The 18,403-nt window shown below is 72.8% G+C and carries 19 protein-coding genes and 1 tRNA gene; 6 read left to right on the forward strand and 14 right to left on the reverse strand.

Features of this window, described 5'->3' with window-relative positions; translation table 11 throughout:
• Nucleotides 1–90 precede the first annotated feature (90 nt).
• Both bcp and ACR9ZK_RS14550 read right to left on the reverse strand, forming a co-directional pair.
• A complete protein-coding gene (bcp, locus tag ACR9ZK_RS14545; RefSeq protein WP_481342656.1) occupies nt 91–564 on the reverse strand; it encodes a thioredoxin-dependent thiol peroxidase in 474 nt (157 codons plus the stop codon).
• A gap of 42 nt (nt 565–606) precedes the next feature.
• A tRNA-Leu gene (locus tag ACR9ZK_RS14550) sits at nt 607–686 on the reverse strand.
• 40 nt (nt 687–726) lie between these two features.
• Between ACR9ZK_RS14550 and ACR9ZK_RS14555 the strand changes: the two genes are divergently transcribed.
• Nucleotides 727–1,197, forward strand: a complete 471-nt coding sequence (locus ACR9ZK_RS14555) for a RidA family protein (protein WP_481342657.1) — start codon at nt 727–729, stop codon at nt 1,195–1,197.
• On the opposite strand, the gene ACR9ZK_RS14560 is transcribed toward ACR9ZK_RS14555, so the two are convergent.
• From ACR9ZK_RS14560 to clpS, 6 genes are all read right to left on the reverse strand, one after another.
• Nucleotides 1,178–2,740: a molybdopterin-dependent oxidoreductase gene (locus ACR9ZK_RS14560; protein WP_481342658.1), complete on the reverse strand. Its 1,563-nt coding sequence runs from the start codon at nt 2,738–2,740 to the stop codon at nt 1,178–1,180. The genes ACR9ZK_RS14555 and ACR9ZK_RS14560 overlap by 20 nt on opposite strands.
• Complete coding sequence (gene rdgB / locus ACR9ZK_RS14565; RefSeq protein ID WP_481342659.1) at nt 2,737–3,357, reverse strand: RdgB/HAM1 family non-canonical purine NTP pyrophosphatase; 621 nt, start codon at nt 3,355–3,357, stop codon at nt 2,737–2,739. Before rdgB ends, ACR9ZK_RS14560 begins: the two co-directional genes overlap by 4 nt.
• A complete protein-coding gene (gene rph, locus ACR9ZK_RS14570; protein ID WP_481342660.1) occupies nt 3,354–4,094 on the reverse strand; it encodes a ribonuclease PH in 741 nt (246 codons plus the stop codon). The genes rdgB and rph overlap by 4 nt, the downstream gene beginning before the upstream one ends.
• 90 nt (nt 4,095–4,184) lie before the next feature.
• Nucleotides 4,185–4,952, reverse strand: a complete 768-nt coding sequence (locus tag ACR9ZK_RS14575) for an MBL fold metallo-hydrolase (RefSeq protein ID WP_481342661.1) — start codon at nt 4,950–4,952, stop codon at nt 4,185–4,187.
• A 76-nt stretch (nt 4,953–5,028) separates the two neighbouring features.
• Nucleotides 5,029–5,790: a DUF2017 domain-containing protein gene (locus ACR9ZK_RS14580; protein ID WP_481342662.1), complete on the reverse strand. Its 762-nt coding sequence runs from the start codon at nt 5,788–5,790 to the stop codon at nt 5,029–5,031.
• On the reverse strand, nt 5,790–6,092 hold the full coding sequence (gene clpS / locus ACR9ZK_RS14585) for an ATP-dependent Clp protease adapter ClpS (protein ID WP_481342663.1): 303 nt from the start codon (nt 6,090–6,092) through the stop codon (nt 5,790–5,792). Before clpS ends, ACR9ZK_RS14580 begins: the two co-directional genes overlap by 1 nt.
• Before the next feature lie 92 nt (nt 6,093–6,184).
• On the opposite strand from clpS, the gene ACR9ZK_RS14590 reads away from it, so the two are divergent.
• Entirely contained in the window at nt 6,185–7,498 is a 1,314-nt protein-coding gene (locus ACR9ZK_RS14590) for a nicotinate phosphoribosyltransferase (RefSeq protein ID WP_481342664.1), read from the forward strand.
• A 3-nt stretch (nt 7,499–7,501) separates the two neighbouring features.
• Nucleotides 7,502–8,116, forward strand: a complete 615-nt coding sequence (locus tag ACR9ZK_RS14595; protein WP_481342665.1) for an isochorismatase family protein — start codon at nt 7,502–7,504, stop codon at nt 8,114–8,116.
• Nucleotides 8,117–8,135: 19 nt separating this feature from the next.
• On the opposite strand, the gene ACR9ZK_RS14600 is transcribed toward ACR9ZK_RS14595, so the two are convergent.
• The gene (locus ACR9ZK_RS14600; RefSeq protein WP_481342666.1) at nt 8,136–8,795 is read right to left on the reverse strand and encodes an IclR family transcriptional regulator; all 660 of its coding nucleotides are present in this window, start codon (nt 8,793–8,795) and stop codon (nt 8,136–8,138) included.
• Nucleotides 8,796–8,811: 16 nt separating this feature from the next.
• Complete coding sequence (locus tag ACR9ZK_RS14605; RefSeq protein ID WP_481342674.1) at nt 8,812–10,128, reverse strand: homogentisate 1,2-dioxygenase domain-containing protein; 1,317 nt, start codon at nt 10,126–10,128, stop codon at nt 8,812–8,814.
• 105 nt (nt 10,129–10,233) lie between these two features.
• Here ACR9ZK_RS14605 and ACR9ZK_RS14610 point away from each other — a divergent pair, with 105 nt between their 5' ends.
• On the forward strand, nt 10,234–11,076 hold the full coding sequence (locus ACR9ZK_RS14610) for a hypothetical protein (RefSeq protein WP_481342667.1): 843 nt from the start codon (nt 10,234–10,236) through the stop codon (nt 11,074–11,076).
• A 78-nt stretch (nt 11,077–11,154) separates the two neighbouring features.
• Nucleotides 11,155–12,393, forward strand: a complete 1,239-nt coding sequence (gene fahA / locus ACR9ZK_RS14615) for a fumarylacetoacetase (protein ID WP_481342668.1) — start codon at nt 11,155–11,157, stop codon at nt 12,391–12,393.
• Nucleotides 12,394–12,456: 63 nt separating this feature from the next.
• Here fahA and ACR9ZK_RS14620 read toward each other — a convergent pair whose 3' ends face one another.
• A complete protein-coding gene (locus tag ACR9ZK_RS14620; RefSeq protein WP_481342669.1) occupies nt 12,457–13,311 on the reverse strand; it encodes a hypothetical protein in 855 nt (284 codons plus the stop codon).
• Nucleotides 13,312–13,472: 161 nt separating this feature from the next.
• On the opposite strand from ACR9ZK_RS14620, the gene ACR9ZK_RS14625 reads away from it, so the two are divergent.
• Nucleotides 13,473–14,318, forward strand: a complete 846-nt coding sequence (locus ACR9ZK_RS14625) for a DinB family protein (protein ID WP_481342670.1) — start codon at nt 13,473–13,475, stop codon at nt 14,316–14,318.
• A gap of 89 nt (nt 14,319–14,407) precedes the next feature.
• Here ACR9ZK_RS14625 and ACR9ZK_RS14630 read toward each other — a convergent pair whose 3' ends face one another.
• From ACR9ZK_RS14630 to hppD, 3 genes are all read right to left on the reverse strand, one after another.
• On the reverse strand, nt 14,408–15,985 hold the full coding sequence (locus ACR9ZK_RS14630) for a DHA2 family efflux MFS transporter permease subunit (protein WP_481342671.1): 1,578 nt from the start codon (nt 15,983–15,985) through the stop codon (nt 14,408–14,410).
• 175 nt (nt 15,986–16,160) lie between these two features.
• Nucleotides 16,161–17,006 carry an RDD family protein gene (locus ACR9ZK_RS14635; RefSeq protein ID WP_481342672.1) on the reverse strand — a complete coding sequence of 282 codons (846 nt, stop codon included), beginning with the start codon at nt 17,004–17,006 and terminating at the stop codon, nt 16,161–16,163.
• 68 nt (nt 17,007–17,074) lie between these two features.
• The gene (hppD, locus tag ACR9ZK_RS14640; protein ID WP_481342673.1) at nt 17,075–18,319 is read right to left on the reverse strand and encodes a 4-hydroxyphenylpyruvate dioxygenase; all 1,245 of its coding nucleotides are present in this window, start codon (nt 18,317–18,319) and stop codon (nt 17,075–17,077) included.
• Nucleotides 18,320–18,403: the final 84 nt, after the last annotated feature.

Raw genomic sequence — 18,403 nt, forward strand, 5'->3', positions numbered from 1 at the left:
GCCCTCGAGGCGGGCGCGGGTGGCCTGGATGTCCTGCTCGATCCGTGCGGTGTCGCTCATGCCTGGGTCCTTTCCCGTTTCGGCCCGACTCTAGTCGGCGAGGCCGAGGTCACGACGCAGCTTGGCGACGTGCCCGGTGGCCTTGACGTTGTAGAGGGCGTGGCTCAGCGTGCCGTCGGCGTCGACGACGAAGGTCGAGCGGATGACGCCCTCGACCGTCTTGCCGTAGAGCTTCTTCTCCCCGTAGGCGCCGTAGGCACAGTGGACGGACAGGTCGGGGTCGGACAGCAGCGGGATCGTCAGGTGGTCGCGCTCACGGAACGCGGCGAGCTTGGCGGGTGCGTCCTTGGAGATGCCGACGACCTCGTAGCCGTCCGCGCGCAGCGACTCGATGGACTCGCTGAAGTCGCAGGCCTGCTTGGTGCAGCCGGGCGTCATCGCGGCCGGGTAGAAGTACACGATGACCTTGCGGCCGGCGAAGTCGTCGAGGCCGACCGTGGCCCCGGTGTCGTCGGGGAGGCTGAACGCAGGGGCCTTGGCGCCGGGCTCGAGGCGGTCGGTCATGGTGTCTCCTTCGTCGGGGCGCGTCGGGGTGCCGGGCAACGGTGCGGACGGCGGGACTTGAACCCGCACGCCGAAGCACAGGAACCTAAATCCTGCGTGTCTGCCAGTTCCACCACGTCCGCTCGTGATCTGCGGCCCAGCCTAGTTGCCTAGGCTGCGGGCATGCGCGAGCAGGTCGTCAGGCGGGTCGGTACCGGAACGGCGTGGGAGACCTCGGTCGGCTACTCCCGGGCGGTGCGCGTCGGTGACCTCGTCCACGTCGCCGGCACGACGGCGGTCCGCGACGGTGCGGTCGTCGGGGTCGGTGACGCCTACGAGCAGACGCGGGTCGCGTTGCAGATCGTCGGCGAGGCGCTCGCGGAGTGCGGCGCCGGTTTCGCCGATGTGGTGCGAACTCGCTTGTACGTCACGGACATCGGCCGTTGGGAGGAGGTCGGGCGCGCGCACGGCGAGGTGTTCGCCGAGGTCCGGCCGGCCGCGTCGATGGTCCAGGTGGCGGCACTCATCGACCCCGACCTGCTCGTCGAGGTCGAGGTGGACGCCGTCGTGACCGGCGAGGAGAGCCGTCCGGAGGGCCGTCCGGAGCGCACGGAGCGGGCGGAGGCGCCGAGCGTCACTCGACCCGGACGTTGACGACGTGAATGCCGGTCGCTCCGTCGGGCGCCGGCGGCGCCTCGTACGGCGACTGGACCTCTCCCCTCGCGTCGTAGGCCCGCACCCGCAGGTCGTGGCTGCCCGGCGTGGCGTTCCACTCGTACACCCACTGCCGCCACGTGTCGATGCTCGCGTCGGCGGCGAGACGGGCCTCGGCCCACGGCTGGTCGTCCACCTGGACCTCTACCTTGGAGATGCCGGTGTGCTGGTGCCAGGCGACACCCGCCACGGCGACGGTACCCGCCTTGACGACGGCGCCGGCCTTCGGCACGTCGATGCGTGAGGCCGTCTTGATCGGTCCCATGGCCGACCACCCGCGCGGCGTCCAGTAGGCGACGTCCTGGGCGTAGGTGGTCACCTTGAGCTCGGTGACCCACTTCGTCGCCGACACGTAGCCGTAGAGTCCGGGCACGACGACGCGCACCGGGAAGCCGTGCTCGAACGGCAGCGGCTCACCGTTCATGCGCACCGCGAGAAGCGCGTTGCGGTCGTCGGTGAGCGCACCGAGCGGGGTGGAGACGGTGAAGCCGTCGACACTCGTCTGCAGCACCATGTCGGCGCCCGCCTTCGGCCCGGCCATCCTCAGCAGCTCCCGGACGGGCCAGCCGGTCCAGACGGCATTCCCGATGAGGTCCCCGCCCACCTCGTTCGAGACACACGTCAAGGTGATCAGCGCCTCCTGCATCTGCTTGCCCTGCAATGTCTTCCAGTCGATCTCCACCTCCCGGTCGACCATGCCGGTGACCCTGAGCCTCCAGGTCTCGGCGTCGACGCGCGGCACGACGATGGCGGTGTCGATGCGGTAGAAGTCCTCGTTCGGCACGATGTACGGGGTCAGACCGGGCACCCTGAGGTCCGCGCCCGCGGGCACCGTCACCTTCGCGGCGCGGGCGGGCTCCGCCGCGACCGCCTGACGGGATGCGGTCGCGGCCGACGAGCTGCCGCCGAGGACGCCACCGACCCAGGCCGCGGCAGCGCCGACGACGCCGCCGAGCACCCAGCGGCGCGCGGGGCCCACCGCTGGCGACGGCGTCCCCGCCAGGGCGGCCGACCGGCGCAGGAACCACAGCCCGACGAGCGTGCCGACCAGCGTCGGCAGTGCGTCGAGCGGGGCGGCACCGGGGCGCGTCAGGACAGCCGCCACACCCACGGCTCCGAGGACCGCGAAGGCCACGAGCGCCGGCATCGGCCGTCTCTGCACGAGGATGCCGAGCGCGGCCGACACGAGGGCGAGCACGACGACGACCCCGACGAGCAGGGCTCGCTTGTCGTTGGTCCCGAACGTGGACACCGCGAAGTCCTTGAGCCACGGCGGGGTCCGGTCGATGAACGCCCCGCTCACCGCGGCGACGGGGGCCGGCTGCCCGGACGACGCGCCGACGCCGGTCATCACCGCGGCGAGCAGCGTGCCCGTCCCGACGGTGAGCAGCCCGGCCACCACCCCGTCCGCGGCGCCCACCCACGCGGGTGTCCGCGTCGTCGGCGTTCCGGGGACGGTCGGGGCCGGGCTGGTCGTCGTCATGGCCTCAGGAGCTCCTTCAGGTGGGGCACGAGCGCCCGGAACGCGAGCGCGCGGTGCGACACGTCGTTCTTCTCGTCGGTGCCGTACTCCGCCAGTGTGCGTTCAGAACCGGCCGGCTGTCCGGAGGGCACGAAGATCGGGTCGTAGCCGAACCCGTTCGTGCCCCGGGCCTCGCGGGCCACGGTGCCCGGGAAGTGCCCGAGCTCGGCGGCCGACCGGCCGTCGGGGAGCACGAGCGCCGCGGCGCAGACGAAGGCAGCACCGCGGTGCTCGTCGCGGACGTCGCCGAGCTGGCGCAGCAGCAGCTCGAGGTTGGCGAGGTCTCCCCGGCCCCCGGACCAGCGGGCGCTGAAGATGCCCGGCGAGCCGCCGAGGACGTCGACGGCCAGGCCCGAGTCGTCGGCGAGCGCGGGCAGGCCGGTGGCGTTCGCCGCGGACGCCGCCTTGAGGACGGCGTTCTGCTCGAAGGTCACGCCGTCCTCGACGACGTCGGGCGCGTGCGGGAAGTCGTCGAGCCCGACGATGTCGAGCCCGAGCTCGGTGCAGACGTCGGCGAGGATCTCGCGCAGCTCCTCGACCTTGTGGTGGTTGCGGGTGGCGAGGACGACCATGGTCACCGGACCACCTCCTCGGCGAGCGCCGCGCGCTGCCGTTCGGTGAGGTCGGCACACCCCTTGGCCGCGAGCTCGAGCAGGCCGTCGAGGAGGGCGCGGTCGAAGGGCTCCCCCTCGGCGGTGCCCTGGACCTCGACGTAGCGCCCGTCGCCGGTCATGACGACGTTCATGTCGGTCTGGGCCGTCGAGTCCTCGGGGTAGTCGAGGTCGAGGACGGGCTGCCCGCCGACGACGCCGACCGAGATCGCGGCGACCGAGCCGGTCAGCGGCTGCGCGTTGCGGCCGATGAGGCCCTTGCCGCGGGCGTCCTCGATGGCGTCGGCGAGCGCGACGAAGGCGCCGGTGATGGCGGCGGTGCGGGTGCCGCCGTCGGCCTGGAGGACGTCGCAGTCGAGGACGATGGTGTTCTCGCCGAGGGCCTTGGTGTCGATGACGGCGCGCAGGCTGCGGCCGATGAGGCGGCTGATCTCGTGGGTGCGACCGCCGATGCGGCCCTTGACGCTCTCACGGTCCGAGCGGGTGTTCGTCGCCCGCGGAAGCATCGCGTACTCGGCCGTCACCCAGCCGGTCCCCTTGCCCTTGAGCCAGCGCGGCACGCCCTCGGTGAACGAGGCGGCGCACAGCACCCGGGTGCGGCCGAACTCGACGAGGACGCTGCCCTCGGCGTGGTCGAGCCAGTTGCGGGTGATCCGCACCTCGCGCGTCTGGTCGGGAGCACGGCCGTCATGTCGGTCAGTCATGCTCCCGAGGCTAACCATGCCCGGCCGGGACCCGGCGCGGGCATCCGGCGCCCGGACCCGCCGCGTCGACCGCTCGACCTCGGCGCAGCCTCAGACCCGGTACGTCGCGTCCGGCCGGGCCAGCTCGACCTCCCCGGGCCAGACCTGCGCCGCCTGGGCGCGGCACACCTCGGGGTCGTTCCAGGCGGGGATGTGCGTCAGCATGAGCCGACCCACGCCGCCGGCCGCGACGGCCGCCTCGGCGGCGCGGCGTCCGGACAGGTGGATGCCCGGCGTGGTGTCGCGGCCGTCGACGAACGCCGAGTCGGCGAGCACGAGGTCGGCGCCGGCCATGAGGTCGGACAGCTGCGGGCACGCGTCGGTGTCGCCCGTGTAGACGAGGGTGCGCCCACCCGCCTCGACGCGGAAGCCGTACGCCTCGACGGGGTGCTCGACGCGCACCGGCGTGACGGTGAAGGGCCCGACGGTGAAGGTGTGCCGGTCGCACAGGTCGTGGAAGTCGAAGGCGGACAGCAGTGCGTCGGACTCCCCGCTGCCGTAGGCGCGAGCCAGATGGGAACCGGTGCCGGCGGGCCCCCACGCGGGGAGCGGGCCGCGACCGGTGCCGCCGGGCACGTAGCGGGTCATGACGTAGAGGCCGCACATGTCGATGCAGTGGTCGACGTGCAGGTGGGACAGGAGCACGGCGTCGACCTGGTGCGGCACGACGTGGCGCTGGAGGGCGCCGAGCGCCCCGCTGCCAAGGTCGAGGACGATGCTCCACGTCCGCCCTTCGTGCGCGGCCCGCACGAGGTAGGACGACGCGGGCGAGTCGGGGCCGGCGAAGGACCCCGAGCACCCCACGATCGTCACGTCCACGGCCCGAGCCTAGGTGCCGGGACCGACGCGGTCCCGTTCGCGCGCGGCCGGTGTGTCGGACGCCACGCCGGCGGGCTCAGTGACCGGGACGGCGCGGCCGCCCGTGACCGTCCGCGTCGTCGTAGTCGTCGTCGGTGTCGTCCTCGATGTCGTCGTCTGTGTCGTCGTCGGAGTCGTCGTCGTCGGCGTCGACGTCGGTGTCGAGGACCTCGAGGCCGCGGCCCATGAGCGCCTGGGTCAGCGTCTCCTGCAGCCAGGTGAGGAAGTCGTACCAGGCCATCGCGTAGCCGAGCGGGTCGTCGTCGGCCATCGACTCGAGCGCATCGTAGAGCGCGTCGGCGTCCTGTTCCGTGCGCATGCCCATGCGCTCGCCGAGCAGCAGCCGGACGTCGGTGAGGGCGACGAGGAAGGCCGGTGCCTCGTCGCGCGCGAGCTCGACCCGGTCGTCCCGGGCGGCCTCGAGCCGGCGCACGGCGAGGTCGAGGTTGCCGCTCTTGCGCTGGCGCAGCCCCTCCTCGGTGAGCCGGCGGAACTCGGCCGCCACGGCGTCGTCACCGCGGTGCGCGGTGGGCAGGAGGCGCTCGAGGGCGGGGTCGCGCGCCTCGTCGTCGTCACCGCCCGCACCCGAGCCCCCGGGTGAGCCGGACCCGCCCGACGCGTCGTTCCCCAGCGACAGGCCCATCGAGGCGACGAGGTCGTCGAAGGCGTCGCCCGTCGGCTCGACCTCCGGCGAGAGCAGGACGCGGGTCTGCTCCATGAGCCCGCGAAGGATGGTCCGCTCGAGGTCGTCGAGGAGGGCGACGTACCGGTCGTCCTCGCGCAGGAAGGCGCGCGCCATCACTCGTCCTTCTCGAAGGTGGCCCAGAGGCCGTACCCCTGGAGTGCCTCGGCGTCGCGCTCCATGGTCTCGCGGGGACCGTTCGACACGACGGCGCGCCCCTTGACGTGGACGTCCATCATGAGCTTCTCGGCGCGCGCCCGGGGGTAGCCGAAGTAGGTCTCGAAGACCCACGTCACGTAGGTCATGAGGTTGACCGGGTCGTTCCACACGATCGTCACCCACGGCAGGTCGGGGGCGACGACCTCGTCGACGGAGGTGGTCTCCTCCTCGACCGGGGCGAGGGACAGGCTCGGCGTCACGGGACCACCCTAGGTCCACCGGAGGGCCCGCCGCGGGCAGGCCGCAGGTCCACGAACCGTCCCGGTGCGCGCCCGCGCCTAGGCTGAGGCTCGTGAGCCCGACGAGCCCCCGCGCCGCGAGCACGGCGCTGCTGACCGACCACTACGAGCTGACGATGCTCCAGGCGGCGCTCGCCTCGGGCAAGGCGCACCGGCGCTGCGTGTTCGAGGCCTTCGCGCGCCGGCTGCCGGACGGACGGCGATACGGCGTCGTCGGCGGCACCGGCCGCTTCCTCGAGGCCCTCGAGCGGTTCCGGTTCGACGAGGCCGAGCTGGGCTTCCTCGAGGGCACGGGTGTCGTGGACCGGCCGACGCTCGACTGGCTCGCCGGCTACCGGTTCTCCGGCGACGTCAGCGGCTATGCCGAGGGCGAGTGCTACTTTCCGGGGTCGCCGGTGCTCGTCGTAGAGTCGACGTTCGCCGAGGGCGTCCTCCTCGAGACTCTCGTCCTGTCGATCCTCAACCACGACACCGCGATCGCGTCGGCGGCCTCGCGCATGACGGCAGCCGCCGGCGACCGGCCGTGCATCGAGATGGGGTCGCGCCGCACCCACGAGGAGGCCGCCGTCGCGGCAGCGCGGGCGGCCTACGTCGCCGGCTTCGCGGCGACGAGCAACCTCGAGGCCGGGCGTCGCTTCGGGGTTCCGACGACGGGCACGGCCGCTCACGCGTTCACCCTGCTGTACGACTCGGAGACGGAGGCCTTCACGGCGCAGGTCGACTCGCTCGGCAAGGGGACGACGCTGCTCGTCGACACCTATGACGTGCGCGCTGCCGTCGACCTCGCGATGCAGATCGCCGGGCCCGAGCTCGGCGCCGTGCGCCTCGACTCGGGCGACCTGCTCATCCAGGCGCAGGAGGTGCGGGCCCAGCTCGACGCCGCCGGCAACCGGGACACGCGCATCATCGTCACGAGCGACCTCGACGAGTACGCCATCGCGGCGCTCGCCGCGGGACCGGTCAGCGGCTACGGGGTCGGCACGGCCCTCGTCACCGGCTCGGGGGCCCCGACCGCGTCGATGGTCTACAAGCTCGTCCAGCGCGAGGACGCCGCCGGCACGATGCGACCGGTCGCGAAGAAGAGCAAGGACAAGCTGTCGGTCGGCGGGCGCAAGTGGGCGATGCGGCGGCGCGACGACTCGGGTGTCGCGCAGGCGGAGGTCATCGGCATCGGCGAGCGGCCGGTCGACGACGGCGACGACCGGCCGCTGATGGTCGAGCTCGTCCGCGACGGCGTCGTCGTCGACCACCAGGACATCCACGAGGCCCGGGCCCGCCACGAGGCGTCGCGCGCCGAGCTGCCCCGGGCCGCCGCCCAGCTGTCACGCGGCGAGCCCGTCATCCCCACGATCTACGAGGAGCACTGAGCGATGGCCGGACCCACGACTCCGGAGGGCGCCCGCGCCCTCGTCATCGTCGACGTGCAGAACGACTTCTGCGAGGGCGGGTCGCTCGCCGTGGCCGGCGGATCGGCCGTCGCCGAGGGCGTCAGCGACCACGTGAGCGGCCACGCCCGTGAGTACGCGCACGTCGTGGCCACTGCCGACTGGCACATCGACCCGGGCGCCCACTTCAGCGACCACCCGGACTACGTCGACACCTGGCCCGCGCACTGCGTCGCCGACTCCGAGGGCTCCGCCTTCCACCCCGCCCTGGCGGGGGCCCTCGGGCACGTCGAGGCCGTCTTCCGCAAGGGCCGGTACGAGGCCGCCTACAGCGGGTTCGAGGGCGTCAGCGACGACGCCGAGCGCACCGACCTCGCCTCGTGGCTGCGCGAGCGGGGCGTCACGCGAGTCGACGTCGTCGGCATCGCGACGGACCACTGCGTGCACGCCACGGCGCTCGACGCGCGTGAGGCGGGTTTCGACACGACGGTGCTGCTCGACCTCACCGCCGGCGTCGCCCGGACCACGACCGAGGCCGCCGTCGCGCAGCTCGACGCCGCCGGCGTGCACCTCGTCGGGACCCCCACCGTCGCCGGCTAGCGGCGAAGGCGGCCCGCCGTCAGGTGAGGACGGCGCGCAAGGCCCGGGCGGCTCGTTCCAGCCGGGGACCGACCGTGAACAGCTCGAGCGGCTCGAGGGCGACGACGCCGACCGACGCCTCCACGGCGTCGGGGTCGCTCGTCGGCACCGGGACCGCGAGCCCGTGCGCGCCCGCCTGCAGCTCTCCGTCGGTCTGGACGACCTCGGAGCGACCGGCACGTCCGGCGAGGATGGCGCGCCCGGCCGCGCCCTGGTCGAGGCGGTGCCGGGAGCCGGACCGGTAGGCGACGTGGAAGTCGGTCCACGTCGGCTCCACGACGACGAGCGCGAGCGCCTCGTCGCCGTCGGCGATCGTCAGGTGCGCGGTCGCGCCGACCGCGTCCGCGAGCTCGCGCAGCACCGGCCGGGCCTCCGCCCGGACGATCGGCGTCACCGCGGCCCCGAGCCGGGTCAGCCCGAGTGCGAGGCGCACCCGGCCGTCGGCGACCCGGGAGACCAGGCGGTGCGCCTCGAGCGTCGCCACGAGCCGGTAGACGACGGGCCTGCCGACACCGAGCTCGCCGGCGAGCTGGGTGATCGTCAACCCGGCCGCGCGCCCGGGCACGGCGAGGACCTCGAGCACGCGGATGCCGCGGTCGAGGGTCTGGGAGGACTCGCTGCGTCCCCCGGGGTCGGCCACGACGCGTCCGCCTGCCTCAGCCCTCGGAGTGGACGCCATGGCCCGGCTGGGTGCCCGATGCCGCGCCGCCGGCGTCCTGGGCCGCATGGGCGGCACGCTCCAGGCCCCGCGACCACGACATCGCGTACCGGCCGTCGTCGACGGCCCGCCCGCCCTCGCCCAGCTCGAGCGGTCGGAAGGTGTCGACCATGACGGCGAGCTCGTCGAAGCGCTCGACGCCGAGCGAGCCCTCCGTCGCTCCCGGCTGCGGGCCGTGGGCGTGCCCGCCGGGATGCACGGAGATGGAGCCCCTGCCGATGCCCGAGCCCTTGCGCGCCTCGTAGTCGCCGTCGACGTAGAACATGATCTCGTCGCTGTCGACGTTGGAGTGGTAGTACGGCACGGGGACGGCGAGGGGGTGGTAGTCCACCTTGCGGGGCACGAAGTTGCAGATGACGAAGTTCCACCCCTCGAAGACCTGGTGCACGGGCGGCGGCTGGTGGATGCGTCCGGTGATCGGCTCGAAGTCGCGCACGTTGAAGACGTACGGGTAGAGGCAGCCGTCCCAGCCGACGACGTCGAGCGGGTGGAAGGGCAGCGTGTGGATCGTGCCGACGACGCCACCCGGCCCGGTGCCGCGGTGCTTGATGTACACCTCGGTCTCCTCGTCCGGGTCGGCCCCGACGTCCTCGGCGAGCAGCAGGCCCGCGGGCTGGCGCAGGTCGCGTTCGCAGTAGGGCGCGTGCTCGAGCAGCTGGCCGTACCGGGACAGGTAGCGCTTCGGCGGGGAGATGTGGCTGTTGGCCTCGATGCAGTAGGCGCGCAGCGGTTCGGCGGCATCGGTGACCGGGAGCCATCGGTGGGTCGTGGCCCGCGGGATGATGACGTAGTCCCCCTCTGCCACGTCGAAGGCGCCGAAGACGGTCTCGACGCGGGCGGCGCCGCGCTCGACGTAGACGCACTCGTCGCCGATGCCGTTGCGGTACCACGGGCTCGCCTGTGCGGCGACGGCGTACGAGATGCGCACGTCGCCGTTGCCGAGGACGAGGCGCCGGCCGGTGACGACGTCCGTGCGGGCCACTGCGTCGGCGTCGAAGAGGTCGTGCAGCCTGAGGTGGCGTGGTGTCAGCGGGTGGTTGGGGGTCGTGGACTGGTCCGGGAGGTCCCAGACCCGGGCGGCGACCGTGGTCGAGGGGATGTTGCGGTGGTAGAGCAGCGACGAGTCGGAGGAGAAGCCCTCCTCCCCCATGAGCTCCTCGTAGTACAGCTCGCCCGGTTGCCCGTCGGCACCGGCGCGACGGTGCTGGGTGTGCCGCTTCGGGGGGATGTCGCCGACCGCGTGGTAGTGCGCCATGGAACCGCTGACCTCTCTGTCGTGCACTGGGGGTGAGGACCCCAGCACGTCCGCTCACCGGACGTTGGTGTATCGCTACAGCAACAGTGGAGTACGCTCCCGACCATGTCAAGGACGCCGTTCGCGCCCCTGTTCGACCGCCTCGTCGACGACGCCGCGGTCTTCCCGCCCGGCAACGCGGCCCTCGAGGTCGCCGTGCGCGAGCACCTCGACCGGCGCGCCACCGGACCGGGGGTGCACGTCGGTCCCCTCCTCGTTCCGGCGGCGTCGGCGCGCCGGCTCGCGGCGCTCGCTGCGGCGGACGACCGCACCACCCGCGACCCCCTCGCCGTCAGCCTCGTCGTGCGACCCTCCGAACCGCTCGAGGCGCTCACCGAGGCGGTCGCCCTGCTCCGCGACGACGCCCGGGTGCTCGTCGTGGCCGGTGAGGTGGGATGGACCGAGTCGTGGCGCGAGCTGGTGGCCCTCGGGGTGCCGCTCGTCGTCGAGGTCGGCATCGGTGGCGCGCAGGAGCGTGCGCTCGACGAGGTGGCGGTCGCCGTCGACGAGGACCACGACGTCCGTGCGAAGTTCCGCACCGGGCCCACGCCCACGTGGCCGTGGCCCGACGAGGATCGACTCGGCGGCTTCCTCGACGCCGTCGTCCTGCGCGGGCTCTCGTTCAAGCTGACCGGGGGCCTGCACCACGCCGTCCGGGGCCGGTACGCAGACGAGCCGATGCACGGGTTGCTCAACGTCCTGCTCGCGGTGCACGAGGCCCTCGACGGGGCCGAGGCACCGCACCTGGCAGCGACCCTCGCGCGCACCGACACCGAGGTCATCGCCGGCGCCGTCGCGTCGCTCGACGAGGCCGCGTCCACGCGGGTCCGCCGAGCCTTCACGTCCTACGGCTGCTGCGGCGTCCTCGACCCCCTGCGCGAGCTCGACGCCCTCGGCCTGCTGCGCTGAGCTCCGGCGAACTTGCCTGAACTCCACTGAACTGCCCTGACCACTGCCCCGGTTCCCCAGCCCCCCAAGGAGATCGACGTGACGACGACGTGGCTCGACGTCCCCGCAGACCACGCCTTCGGCATCCACACCCTGCCCTACGGCGTCTTCTCCACGTCTGCAGACCCCCGACCGCGCGTCGGCGTGCGCATCGGCGACCTCGTCCTCGACGCCGGAGCGGTGGCCGCCGTCGGCCGCGACGCCGGCCTCGTCGGGGACGGGCCGGACCTCGCGACGGCCTGGCTGACACCGAGCCTCAACGCCTTCCTGGCCCTCGGTCGGCCCGCCTGGACCGTCGCCCGGCGATGGCTCACCGAGGTCCTCACCGACGACGTGCACCGCGAGGGCGTCACGCCGCACCTGCACCCCCTCGCGGCCGTCACCCTGCACCTGCCGGTCGAGGTCGCCGACTACGTCGACTTCTACGCCAGCGAGGACCACGCCACCAACGTCGGCAGGATCTTCCGCCCGGACAGCCCCGCCCTGCCGCCGAACTGGAAGCACCTGCCCATCGGCTACCACGGTCGCTCGGGAACCGTCGTCGTCTCCGGCACCGAGGTCGTGCGGCCCACCGGCCAGCGCAAGGGACCGGGCGACCCGGCGCCCGTCTTCGGCCCGAGCATCCGGCTCGACATCGAGGCCGAGCTCGGCTACGTCGTCGGCGGTGCCACCGCCCTCGGTGAACGGGTGTCGGTCGACCAGGCCCCCGACCACCTCTTCGGCGTCGTCCTGCTCAACGACTGGAGCGCCCGCGACCTGCAGGCGTGGGAGTACGTGCCGCTCGGGCCGTTCCTCGGCAAGTCGTTCGCGACGACGGTCTCGGCCTGGGTCACGCCCCTCGAGGCGTTCGACGCTGCCCGGGTGCCGTTGCCGGGCCAGCACGACCCCGAGGTGCTGCCGTACCTGCGTGGCGACGCCTTCGGCCTCGACGTCCACGTCGAGGTGGCCATCAACGGGACCGTCGTCTCGCGTCCCGAGCACCGAGCCATGTACTGGTCCCCCGCGCAGATGCTCGCCCACCTCACCGTCAACGGAGCCTCGCTGCGCGACGGCGACCTCTTCGGCTCCGGGACGATCTCGGGTCCCCGCAAGGACACCCGCGGCTCGTTGCTCGAGCTGACGTGGAACGGCACCGAGCCGCTGACCCTGGCCGACGGGTCCACCCGTGCCTACCTCGAGGACGGCGACACCGTGACGATGACCGCGTGGGCGCCCGGACCGGACGGCGCCCGCGTCGGCATCGCGGAGGCGACCGGGACGATCCGCCCCGCTCGCTGACCGGCGGCCGACCGCGCGCTCAGCGGCCGCGGACCCTGCGCTCACCGGCGGCGGACCGGCGGCTCAGGACGTGGGCGGCACGCCGAGCCGGAGCGTGTCGGTGTCCGAGGCACGCGCCTGCTCCCCGGTCGCCGCGTCACCGGCCGAGACCGTCGACGCCACGACCGCGTCGCCGGCGAGGAACGGTCCGGCGGTGTCGTAGGCGAACCCCGCCCAGCCGGCCGTGCGCCCGGCCCGGCAGTCGACGTACGTGCTGCCGGTGCCGTCGAGGAGGGTCTGGCCGACGATCTGGGTGACGACGACCCGCACGTACGCCGTCGTGTCGGAGGAGCACGTCAGCGTGCCGGCCACCACGACACCGCCGGAGGAGCCAAGCGTCGCGCCGGTCGTCGTCAGGCGGACCTGCAACGGGGGCTGCGCCGGCGCGAGGGTCACGTCCACGTGGCCACGAGCCGCGGCCGCTCCGGCGTCGCACCGCTGCTCGAACGTCGCGGCCAGCCGGGTCACCGCCCCGACGTCGTCGACGCCGATGGCCTCGACGGTCACGATCGAGCTGGACGTGTCACAGCCGCGACCGTTGCCGGCCAGGTCGAAACCCGCGCCGTCGTTGAACGGGTACCGGGTCGCCGCGTACGTGGTGCCGGCGGTCAGCACCTCACCCGGGGGCGCGGCCACGTCGATGGTCCACCAGTCGCCGTCGTCGCCGCTGACACCCACCGCGACGTGGTGGAGGTCACCGGTCAGGTCGACCGCGTCGGCCGGGCTCGAGTAGGCGTGGCCGACGCCCTGGGTGAGGTAGTCGCCCGCGTCGCCCGTGACGGTGAGAGTGCCCGTGCCGGGGTCGGCCTCGGCAGGCACGGCGAGGCCGAGGCCCGCGAGCCCGGCGAGGGTCGCGGCGGCGAGGATTCTTCGCAGCATGGGACCCCTCCACCTGGTGGGCACTGGCACAGCACCTGGTTCGACGGTAGACCCGCACGCGGACGTTCGCCGTCCGTTCACGCCATCCCGTCCCCCGACTCGTCCGTCGACCGGCGTGCATCCGGACGCGGAACGTCCGGTGGTGGGTCTACGGTCGCGGCATGAGCGAGGACTCCGCACGCCCACCGCAGATCGGCACCGCCCACGTCGGCGAGGACCTGAGCGGCTCACGCTTCGAGCGGGTCGACCTGCGCGACAGCACGTTCCGGCACGTCGACCTGCAGGGGGCGCAGCTCTCGTCGGTCAGCCTGACCGACGCCACCGTCCGCGGCACCGAGCTGCGACGCGTCGTCATGCGCGGTGTCGAGCTGCAGGACGTCGACATCTCCGGGGAGCTGCTCGACGTCACGGTCAACGGGGTGGACATCGTCCCGCTCGTGGAGGCCGAGCTGGACCGGCGCGACCCCGACCGGCCGAGGATGCGCCCGACCGACCCGGCCGGCTTCCGTGAGGCGTGGGACGTCGTCGAGCGCCTGTGGGCGGGAACGGTGGAGCGGGCGCAGGCGCTCCCGGCCGAGCAGCTGCACGCGTCCGTCGGCGGCGAGTGGTCGTTCGTCGAGACGCTGCGGCACCTCGCCTTCGCCACCGACGCCTGGGTGCGCCGCGGCGTCCTCGGCGACCCGTCGCCGTGGCACCCGCTCGACCTGCCGTGGGACGAGATGCCGGACACGCCCGGCGTCCCCCGCGACCGGCACGTGCGCCCGTCCCTCGACGAGGCGCTCGCGCTGCGGCGGGACCGCATGGCGACGGTCCGCGAGGTCGTCGACCACCTCACCGAGGCCGAGCTGGACCGCATGACGACGCCGGTCGAGGCGCCGGGGTGGCCGCCGGCCGGCGAGTCGTTCCTCGTCCGCGAGTGCCTCCTCGTCGTCCTCAACGAGGAGTACCACCACCGCCTCTTCGCCGAGCGAGACCTCGCAGCCCTGTCCCCAGCCGAGGACGGCTGAGGCCGACGCGACGACGCGACGACGCGCCCCCGCCGGTTCGGGCGGGGGCGCGTCGTGTCCGGTCACGTCGGGTCGCGTGTGCGCGACCCTCAGTGCAGGGCGACGGGGGCCGTGACCCCCTCCTGGCCCTCGTCGAGCAGGTGCGACTCCTCGTGGCGCCGCGGCAGGAAGGCCGCGGCGACGAGCGTCGCCGCGCACAGGATCGCCGCGACGAGGAAGGTCCTGCCGTAGACGTCGGCGAGCTCGGCGACCGCGGCCGCCAGGCCTTGCGGGCCCAGCTTGTCCTTGACCGCCGGGTCGAACTGCGCCTGCAGCACCGCCCCGGCCGTCCGCGTCCCGTTGAGGTAGTTGGTGAACACTACCGAGATGACGGCGACGCCGATGGAGCTGGCGATCTGCTGGGTGATGTTGAGCAGCGTCGAACCCCGGGCCACCTGGTGGTGGGTCAGCGTCTTGAGCGCCGAGGTCATGATCGGCATCATGGTGCCGCCCATGCCCAGTCCCATGAGGAACAGCACCGGGATGATGAAGCCCCAGTAGGAGGTGTCGGGGCCGACCTGGGTCAGCGCGAACATGCCGACGACGATGGCGACGAGGCCGAACGGGACGATGCGCCCGACCGGGAAGCGGTCGGCGAGCGCCCCGGCGACCGGCATCGTCAGCATCGCGCCGATGCCCTGCGGCACCATGAGGTAGGCCGAGTGCAGCGGGGTCTCGGCACGCACCTGCTGGAGGTACTGCGGCACGAGGAGCAGGCCGCCGAAGAAGGCCGCGCCGAAGAGGAACATCGTGATGGTCGCGACCGTGAGGCGCCGGTTGGAGAAGAGCCGCAGGTCGAGCAGCGGGTGCTTGGGCCGGAAGCTGTACACGACGAAGACGGCGATCATGAACAGCCCGACCAGGCCGGGCACGAGGACCTTGCCGGAGCCGACCGTGCGCTCGCCCGGGATGGAGCTGACCCCGTAGAGGAACAGGGCCAGGCCCGGCGACATGAGCAGCATGCCGACGACGTCGAAGGACTCGGACGGCTCCGGCCGGTCGGACGGCAGCGCCCACAGCGCGTAGACGACGGCGACGACGCCGATCGGCACGTTGATGAGGAAGATCCAGTGCCACGAGTAGTTGTCGATGAGCCAGCCGCCGAGGATCGGGCCGAAGATCGGGCCGAGGAGCATCGGGATGCCGAGGACGGCCATGAGGCGGCCCATGCGCTCGGGGCCGGCGGCGCGGGTCATGATCGTCATGCCGAGGGGCATGAGCATGCCGCCACCGAGGCCCTGCAGGACGCGGAAGACGATGAGGATCTCGATGGACCCCGCCGAGGCGCAGAGCGCCGAGCCGGCGGTGAACAGGACGACGGCCAGGATGTAGAGCCGCTTCGTTCCGAACCGGTCGGCGGCCCAGCCGGTGAGCGGGATGACGGTGGCGAGCGCGAGCGTGTACGCCGTGACGGTCCACGCGACGGTCGAGTAGGCGAGCGGCTGGCCGCCCGGCTCGGCGAAGACGGTCTGGAACCTGGTCAGCGCGATGTTGACGACGGTGATGTCGAGGATCGACATGATCGCGCCGAGGACGACGACGCCGGCGACCTTGAGGACGGCGGCGTCGAGCTTGTCGGGCAAGGCGGGTGGTCCGCCCGTCGTGGTCGATGTGGTCGGTGAGGACACGAGTGGGCTCCGGTGGTCTGTGGAGTGTGGGTACGGCGTCGTCGCCGTGGCGCGGTGATGACCGCGCCTGTCATTCTGCCGCCGACCACCGACAGCGGAGCAAGGCGTTTTCGCCGTCGGCGTCCGCACGGCCGCAGCCGCGGACGCCGACGGCGGGACGCGCTCCCCGACGGGCTCAGCCCTGCCGGCGCGGCTGCTTGCCCTCGACGACCTGGGTGCCGGCCACCTTGTCGTGCAGCGCCTGGCGCTTGTCGTCCCAGAGCGGCCACAGGTAGTCGATGAGCGTCAGGAGGTTGACGAACTGACCGGCGAGCGGGACGAGGCGACGCAGGACCGCCGCGCGGAGCGGCAGCGGTCCCGGCTCCGCGGCCCTCCGGACGCTGATGCTGAGGGCCATCTTGCCGAGCGTCTGGCCGGTCGTGGTCCAGAAGACGAGGCAGTAGGCCGTCACGACGAGCCACAGCACGATTCCGAACTGGAGCGAGGGACCGATGAGCTCGCCCTGCAGCTGGGTGGCCGAGGTCCGGTCACCGCTGGCCGCGGCCTGGAAGACGTCCGACATCCCCTGCTGCAGGCTCGGAGTCGCCGCCCAGGCGATGGCCCCGCCGACGATCGCGAGCAGCACACCGTCGATGAGCCAGGCCGCGAGGCGTTTGCCCCACGAGGCGAGCGGCACGCCGTCGGCGGTCGTCTTGACGTTGTACATCCACTGGGCACCGCCCTGGGGCGCCCCGGGGTACTGCGACTGCTGGTACGGGGACTGCTGGTACTGCGACTGACCGCCCTGCTGCCAGCCGCCCTGGGGCATCGGCCTCGTCGGGGTGGGTGCGCCCGGCGGGGTCGCCGCCGCACCGGTGGCGTCGCGTCCCGGGTCCGAGCCCTGGGGGCTTCCGATGGTGCTCTGCGCCGCGGTCGGCGACGCCTTCGGTGCGGTGTGGTTCGTCCACGTGACCCCGTCCCAGTACCGGAGCATGTCGGGGTTGCTGGGGTCGTCGTACCACCCTGAGGGCTGCTGGCTCATGTCCCAACTCTGCCACGGGCCGGGCCCGTCACCTCGAAGGGTGGCGGGCCCGACGCGTCCGCTGGGGCTCAGAGGTTGCCGCGCCTGTCCTGCTCGCGCTCGATGGCCTCGAAGAGGGCCTTGAAGTTGCCCTTGCCGAAGCCGAGGGACCCGTGCCGCTCGATGAGCTCGAAGAACACCGTCGGCCGGTCGCCCAGCGGCTTGGTGAAGATCTGGAGCAGGTAGCCGTCCTCGTCGCGGTCGACGAGGATCCTGCGCTTCTGCAGCTCCTCGATCGGGACGCGGACGTTGCCGATGCGCGCCCGAAGCTCGGGGTCCTCGTAGTAGCTGTCGGGGGTGTCGAGGAACTCGACACCGTTGGCGCGCAGGGCGTCGACGGAGGCGAGGATGTCGTTCGTCGCGACCGCGAGGTGCTGGGCGCCCGCGCCGCGGTAGAACTCGAGGTACTCGTCGATCTGGCTCTTCTTCCGGGCGACCGCCGGCTCGTTGAGCGGGAACTTCACGCGGTGGTTGCCGTTGGCCACGACCTTGCTCATGAGGGCCGAGTAGTCGGTGGCGATGTCGTCACCGATGAACTCGGCCATGTTCACGAAGCCCATGACGCGGTTGTAGAACGCGACCCACTCGTCCATGTGGCCCAGCTCGACGTTGCCGACGACGTGGTCCAGCGCCTGGAACAGGCGCCTGGGCTGGCCCTCGCGCCGCTCGTAGGAGGACGCGGCGGGCTCGTAGCCCGGCAGGTAGGGGCCGGCATAGGTCTGCCCGTCCACGGTGCGCTGGACGAGCGTGTGACGGGTCTCCCCGTAGGTCGCGATGGCCGCGACCCGGACCGTGCCGTGCTCGTCGGTGTGGTTCGCCGGCTCCTCGAGCACGGTCGCGCCGGCCTGGCGGGCCTGGGCGATGCAGCGGTCGACGTCCGGCACCTCCAGGGCGATGTCGACGACGCCGTCGCCGTGGCGACGGTGGTGGTCGGCGAGCGGGCTGTCGGGGTCGACGGCGCCCTTGACGACGAAGCGGATGGACCCGCTGCGCAGGACGAACGCCTTGTGGTCGCGGTTGCCGTTCTCCGGCCCGGAGTAGGCGACGAGCTCCATGCCCCACGCGCTCTGGTAGTAGTGCGCGCTCTGGGTGGCGTTGCCCGCGACGAAGACGATCGCGTCCCAGCCGGTGACCGGGAAGACGTCGGTGTTCTCGTCGTACTCGACGAGACCGACGAGCTGCTTGAGCTGGTCGAGGTCGAGGTCGGCCTCGCGCTCCTGCTGGGTGCGGTCGTCGGTGAGGTCGGCTGGCCGAGACGGCATCGTGTCAGTCATGGCGCGAGCGTGACCCACCGGGCCACAGTGGTCAACAGGTCGCCTCGCCGCTGGGCACAGTGCGCAAAGTGTTGCCCTTGTACC

Source organism: Monashia sp. HAY1-5C (assembly GCF_056755255.1).

Excerpts from the sequence above, each read along its gene's own strand:
- ACR9ZK_RS14610 (WP_481342667.1), top strand. The coding sequence starts at position 10,234 with ATGTCAAGGACGCCGTTCGCGCCCCTGTTCGACCGCCTCGTCGACGAC.
- rph (WP_481342660.1), bottom strand. The coding sequence starts at position 4,094 with ATGACTGACCGACATGACGGCCGTGCTCCCGACCAGACGCGCGAGGTG.
- bcp (WP_481342656.1), bottom strand. The coding sequence starts at position 564 with ATGACCGACCGCCTCGAGCCCGGCGCCAAGGCCCCTGCGTTCAGCCTC.
- ACR9ZK_RS14635 (WP_481342672.1), bottom strand. The coding sequence starts at position 17,006 with ATGAGCCAGCAGCCCTCAGGGTGGTACGACGACCCCAGCAACCCCGAC.
- ACR9ZK_RS14605 (WP_481342674.1), bottom strand. The coding sequence starts at position 10,128 with ATGGCGCACTACCACGCGGTCGGCGACATCCCCCCGAAGCGGCACACC.
- ACR9ZK_RS14625 (WP_481342670.1), top strand. The coding sequence starts at position 13,473 with ATGAGCGAGGACTCCGCACGCCCACCGCAGATCGGCACCGCCCACGTC.
- ACR9ZK_RS14620 (WP_481342669.1), bottom strand. The coding sequence starts at position 13,311 with ATGCTGCGAAGAATCCTCGCCGCCGCGACCCTCGCCGGGCTCGCGGGC.
- ACR9ZK_RS14555 (WP_481342657.1), top strand. The coding sequence starts at position 727 with ATGCGCGAGCAGGTCGTCAGGCGGGTCGGTACCGGAACGGCGTGGGAG.
- ACR9ZK_RS14595 (WP_481342665.1), top strand. The coding sequence starts at position 7,502 with ATGGCCGGACCCACGACTCCGGAGGGCGCCCGCGCCCTCGTCATCGTC.
- ACR9ZK_RS14560 (WP_481342658.1), bottom strand. The coding sequence starts at position 2,740 with ATGACGACGACCAGCCCGGCCCCGACCGTCCCCGGAACGCCGACGACG.
- hppD (WP_481342673.1), bottom strand. The coding sequence starts at position 18,319 with ATGACTGACACGATGCCGTCTCGGCCAGCCGACCTCACCGACGACCGC.
- ACR9ZK_RS14580 (WP_481342662.1), bottom strand. The coding sequence starts at position 5,790 with ATGGCGCGCGCCTTCCTGCGCGAGGACGACCGGTACGTCGCCCTCCTC.